This is a genomic window from Bradyrhizobium sp. Leo170 (assembly GCF_004296405.1).
Taxonomy (GTDB): Bacteria; Pseudomonadota; Alphaproteobacteria; order Rhizobiales; family Xanthobacteraceae; genus Bradyrhizobium.
This window is the reverse complement of the sequence record NZ_PSRR01000589.1, coordinates 1-2,748: the sequence shown is the minus strand read 5'-3', so window position 1 is coordinate 2,748 and position 2,748 is coordinate 1. Positions and strand designations below refer to the sequence as shown.

Below are 2,748 nucleotides of genomic sequence, written 5' to 3'. Positions count from 1 at the left end.
TGTGATAGACCACTAGGCGAGGCGTTCGGAGAAGTTCTAGCCAATTGCGAACATGAGACCTTCACAGCCGGAATTTCGTTGTTATTTTTGAGACGACAGACTTTGCCGCTCTGCGTCGTAGGGAGAGAGCCGCCGCAATGGACACCATCGCACCAGTTGCTAAGCCGAAGCCGCGGCCGCGCCCGCAGGTGATGAGGCTGACGGACGCCGCGGCAGCGCGGATCACGGAACTGACCAAGCGCGCCGATTCTGAGATCGTCGGCCTTCGCGTCGGCATCAAGAATGGCGGCTGCGCCGGTCAGTCCTATACGGTCGAATACGCCCACGAAATCCGGCCGACGGACGAGGTGGTCGAGGACAAGGGCGTGAAGATCCTGGTCGATCCTAAGGCGGTCCTGTTCCTGCTCGGCACCGAGATGGACTACAAGGCCGATAAGATGCAGGCGCAGTTCATCTTCAACAACCCGAACCAGGTTTCTGCCTGCGGCTGCGGCGAGTCGGTGCAGCTCACGCCGGCGAAGGTGTAACGAGCTGCCGCAGCTTGCGCTAACCTCATCCTGAGGAGGCCGCGCTGCGGCCGTCTCGAAGGATGGCCACGGGCGAGAGCGGGGCCTCATGGTTCTCAAGGCGATGCGAAGCATCGTCCGGGGACGCGCTGGCGCGCTCCTCACCATGAGGGGTTGCAGTGGGGGCTGTCGTGGACCGCGAATTCCTGATCGACCTGTTTGCCGATTTCGGCCCGGTCACCATCCGCCGCATGTTTTCCGGCTACGGCATCTCCGCTGACGGTACCAACTTCGCGCTGTCGCTGCGCGCGGGGCTCTATTTCCGTGCCGATGAAGAGACCATTCCGCGGTTTGAAGCGGAAGGCTCGAAGCCGTTCCAATATCAGACGAGCACCCGGACCGTTACGGTGAACTCCTACTGGCAGTTGCCGGCGCGGTTGTTCGACGATTCGGAAGAGCTGGCGCAATGGGCAAGGGCCGCACTCGCCGCCGCGCAGCGCGCCGCGTTGCGCAAGCGGCCGAAGGGGAGGAAGGCGGCGAAGAAGGCCTCGGCGAAGAAAGCCAAGAAGACGCCAAGTCGTAGGGTGGGCAAAGCGAAGCGTGCCCACCGTTCCAGATAGCGCGTGCGATGGTGGGCACGGCGCAAGTGCGCCTTTGCCCACCCTACGCAGCTCCAGCCCGTCATTGCGAGGAGCGCAGCGACGAAGCAATCCATGTCTCCACAAGCGGTGAGATGGATTGCTTCGCTTCGCTCGCAATGACGGGGAAAGAGCATGCTGGAAAACGCGAAAACCGCCGCGAAGCCGTCAAGCAACGCGGCTGCGGATCTCGGCGGTGTATTCGGGGTCGACTTCGCAGACCACGCGATTGCGGCCGGCGCGTTTGGCGGCATAGAGGCAGGCGTCGGCACGTTCGATCAGCGCATCCGTGTCGTCGCCCGCCTTCAGCAGGGAGACACCGACCGAGATGGTGACGCGGCCGAGAATCTCGCCGGTGGATTTCTTCTTCAATTCCTTCGCCATCACGGCGCGGCGGATGTGGTCGGCCACCGTCAGCGCCTGGCGTAGGCTGGTGTTGGGCAGCACGACCGCGAATTCCTCGCCGCCGTAGCGCGCGGTGATGTCCTGGCCCTTGATGGTCTGCTTCAAGGACATGCCGACCAGCCGCAGCACCTGGTCGCCGGTGAGATGGCCGTAGGAATCGTTGAACGATTTGAAATGGTCGATGTCGAACATCAGCAGCGACAGCGGCTGGTCATTGGCGATCGCGGTCTGCACTGCCATCTCGATCGAGCGGTCGAAATATTTGCGGTTGCCGAGTCCGGTCAGCGGATCGGTCAGGCTCTCGGCGCGGATCGCCTCCAAGCTGTGCTGGAGATTGCTGATTTCGGTCTTTGACAGCGCCAGGCGGTTCTCGAGCGCCTTGTTAGTTTCGCGCATCTCGTGCGTGGACTTCACAAGCTGCTCGATGATCGGCTTGAGCTGGTCGCGATTCTTCACGCTCGCGAGCCTTTCGCTGGCGCCGCTCAGGCTTGCGTCGTAGCTCGCAGACATGCCGAGCGCGTCCGAGATCAGCGTCACGACATCGTCGATCTCGCCGATGACACGCGCGCCGACCTTGTCGATACGATCGGAGGTCTTGATGTGGGAGAGATAGGTCTCGTAGATCTGCTCGAGATCGGCTTCGCTCAGCTTGCCGTTGCGCGCCAGAGTCTCGTTGATGATCTTATTGAGCGGAGCGTTGTATCCGGTCGCATAGACGTACCAGATTTCGTAATTGCGGGGGACGGCGGTCTGACGAAGCGACCTGATCTGGCCAAGCGCAACCTCGGCAAAAGCCATCGTGCGTTCGTGTTCGTCCAGCAGCTTGACCACTGATCAAGTCCCCAATGCCGAGCCGCGCCGCTCAGCCGCAATAACTAAAAGTATCGTTGCCACGCTAATGGAGGATAATGAACGCCCCGTAAATAGGGGAATCGCACGCCGCGCGCCGACGATTCTGATGGAAGAATCGGCGGCACGAAAAAAACGAACCAAGCCAAGAGATTAGGGCGTCGGCCTGATCCGGGCCGACGCTGTGCAAAGCGCTAGACGCGGGCCCGCACGGGGCGCAGCAGAAACGCAGGGAGATGCGAATGATCGGCTGGCTCTGAGTCGACGTCGCGCTGCGTGCGTCGCGGCTCCGGACGGCCGATCGAAGGCACGCGCGGGCTAGTGGCGGCCGGCGGCTGCGAATTGGCATT

Annotated in this window: 3 protein-coding genes; 2 read left to right on the top strand and 1 reads right to left on the bottom strand. The window is 62.1% G+C overall.

All coding sequences use genetic code 11. From position 1 onward, the window contains the following. The first annotated feature begins 137 nt into the window (after positions 1–137). Both CWO89_RS42790 and CWO89_RS42785 read left to right on the top strand, forming a co-directional pair. Complete coding sequence (locus CWO89_RS42790; protein WP_130584210.1) at positions 138–527, top strand: HesB/IscA family protein; 390 nt, start codon at positions 138–140, stop codon at positions 525–527. Positions 528–697: 170 nt separating this feature from the next. Then, positions 698–1,126: a TfoX/Sxy family protein gene (locus tag CWO89_RS42785; protein WP_130584211.1), complete on the top strand. Its 429-nt coding sequence runs from the start codon at positions 698–700 to the stop codon at positions 1,124–1,126. 186 nt (positions 1,127–1,312) lie between these two features. Here CWO89_RS42785 and CWO89_RS42780 read toward each other — a convergent pair whose 3' ends face one another. Continuing rightward, positions 1,313–2,380 (bottom strand): GGDEF domain-containing protein, encoded by a 1,068-nt coding sequence (locus tag CWO89_RS42780; protein ID WP_130584209.1) that lies wholly within the window; start codon positions 2,378–2,380, stop codon positions 1,313–1,315. Positions 2,381–2,748: the final 368 nt, after the last annotated feature.

Bases quoted from the DNA above. Each gene is read 5' to 3' on its own strand.
- CWO89_RS42790 (WP_130584210.1), top strand. From the start codon at position 138: ATGGACACCATCGCACCAGTTGCTAAGCCGAAGCCGCGGCCGCGCCCG.